Origin of the sequence: Ligilactobacillus sp., assembly GCF_036846325.1 — a bacterium.
GTDB lineage: Bacteria > Bacillota > Bacilli > Lactobacillales > Lactobacillaceae > Ligilactobacillus.
In genome coordinates this window covers 1-2,414 of sequence record NZ_DAIUCE010000170.1, presented here as the reverse complement: position 1 = coordinate 2,414, position 2,414 = coordinate 1, and the positions used below count along the sequence as shown (strand labels likewise).

2 protein-coding genes are annotated in these 2,414 nt (G+C 54.4%); both read right to left on the bottom strand.

Going from position 1 to position 2,414, the window contains the following annotated elements; genetic code table 11:
* A partial coding sequence (locus V7Z60_RS09815) for a sugar O-acetyltransferase (protein ID WP_442918917.1) occupies positions 1–405 on the bottom strand: 405 nt, incomplete at its 3' end.
* A 76-nt stretch (positions 406–481) separates the two neighbouring features.
* The gene (locus V7Z60_RS09810; RefSeq protein ID WP_334117629.1) at positions 482–1,618 is read right to left on the bottom strand and encodes an alpha/beta hydrolase; all 1,137 of its coding nucleotides are present in this window, start codon (positions 1,616–1,618) and stop codon (positions 482–484) included.
* Between the last annotated feature and the right edge of the window lie 796 nt (positions 1,619–2,414).

Sequence of the window (2,414 nt, the reverse complement as noted above, 5' to 3'; positions counted from 1 at the left end):
GGCACCAAGCCAGCAGTTCTTTCCGATGCGGACCGGCATGTTGTACTGGTACTCCCTTTCGCGAAGCTCCGGCAGGATCGGATGGCCCGCGGAGGCAAGCGTGACATTCGGTCCGATCATCGTGTGGTCGCCGACGTAGATGTGCGTGTCGTCAACCGCCGTCAGATTGAAGTTCGCATAGACATGATTGCCGAAATGCACGTGACGTCCGCCGAAATTGGCATGAAAGGGAGGCTCGATGTAGCAGCCCTCACCTATCTCGGCAAACATCTCCTTGAGCATCCTGCTTCTCTTCTCCATCTCCGTCGGCCGTGTCTGGTTGAATTCATACAGCCGGTCAAGGCACTCCATCTGAACCTTCGCCAGTTCAGGGTCATTTGGCAGATAGAGACCACCATTGTGCATCTTTTCAAAATTCTCGTTCACTTTACTTCACCTCGTCATTCAGATACCGCTTTCATTATACCAATTGTTGGTACAACTATGCAAGAGTACGCTCGAAGAATGACAGCATGTTCTCGCTCCAGCGTGCGCACGATGCGCCGTACCCGAGTCCGCAGCCATGGTCACCGGACGGGAACACCTCACAGAGATGCGGTACCCTGCATTTTTCAAGTTCATCCCCCAGACGGATGGTGTTGCTGCACGGAACGCAGCCGTCGTCGCGGTTTGCGAACGAATAGACCGGCGGAAATCCGCTCAGGTCGTGAAGCTCGACGGAAAGCTTGCGGCGCAGCGTCTCGTCTCCTCCCGTGTTGTTCATGAAGCTTCCCTCATGGTACTCGCTCGTGAAGCTGATGACCGGGTACAGCAGACAGATGCCGTCCGGTCTTGCGGAAAATGCAGCGAGGCGGTCCGCTGCGGATGAATCAAGTTCTGACAGCACCTTCTGCTTCAGTTCCCCGTGAAGAAGCGCCTCGCTTGCACACAGGTGTCCGCCGGCAGAGGCTCCGACCGTCAGAATCCTGTCCGGATCGACGCCGTATTCGTCGGCATGGGCGCGAACGTACATCACGGCAAGTGCAAGGTCGCTCTGCGGATCGGGATAATGCCACGGTCTGAGACGATAACTCAGGACAAACGCCTTGTATCCGCCGTCGCGCTCGAAGCGCTGGGCCAGCTGAATGCCCTCCGAATAGGCGGAAAGCATCTCATATCCGCCGCCGGGACAGATGATGACGGCAGGACGCCTTCCGTCTCTTCTTCTCTTCTCCTCAGACACTGCCTCCGACTTGTACGGAGGAACGGAAAAATCAGACGAAGTGTGCGCAAAGGCCAGATTCTCCCTGTCCGGGTTGCCCGTGAACAGATAAACTCCCCGGACGTCATTCATGTCGGCATCAGGAATCCAGCCCCTGTCATGACTTTCACGCAGCGGAACGAAGCTGAACAACCCGTCTGCCGCATAAGCCATGACGTTGGCACACTCCACGAAGGCGTCTGACAGGAAGTCTCCGCCCCATTCCATCTTCACCTCATGCTCGATGCGCTTCATCGAAAGGTCCCCCTTGTCCTCCGGCACAAGCCTGAGCCAGCACGAAGGAAACAGGTTGCCAAGCGCACGACGGTTGGGTTTCGTATTCATTATTTCATTGAACGTATTGTCTTTTGTAAACATTCTCTTTCACCTCTTACGCATGATTATAGCATATGGGACAGCGCTTTCACAGAGGATGAGGGACTTTTAGGAAATATCCTTGTGATGCATGCCTTCCGAAAAGATACAGTGCGAAAACATGCATTGAAAATACGCATCGGACATCTTGCAGGCCTGCATATTCATGCGCTCCAAAAGAAAAAGCGTTCTGATAATGGACGCTGGGTGAGAGGCTGAGAAAAAACTATATCTCTAACAAAAGTCTCGGATGATTTGCAAATAGTTGCAAATTTCATCCGAGACTTTTTTGTGTATGCGACGTTAAATGTGTGCTTTGCCCGTAATCCTGGGCTGACTTTTACGGGCTCATGAGCGCTCGGCTTCACACCTTGTCTGAATCGGGTTCAGTCCAGCAACAAGGCTCATGATAAGTTCGTGCCGCATCGCGACTGCGCTTTCGCTGATCGCTCGCGCCCCTCCTTATCTACCGCCTTGTTAAGCGGCTGGTCTTCACACCTTGCCTAATCGGGTTCTGCCTCACAACCCCCTTGTCCCAAGCACCCTTGCTCGGGCAAGACGAGCTTACCCGTCGCAAGTGCGACTTGGATACGCGGGGGCTGACCGTTCGGCTTCACACCTTCACAATCAGGTTCCAGCTCGCATTCCCCCTATCGCAACCAAGGTCTCCCTGGACGAGTTTCACTCGCCTTCGGTCGTCCAAAGCTTGCGTACGGGCTCATGACCGCTCGCTTCCACACCTTACATAATCAGGCTCAGACCAGCAACAAGGCTCATGATAAGTTCGTGCCGCGTCGCG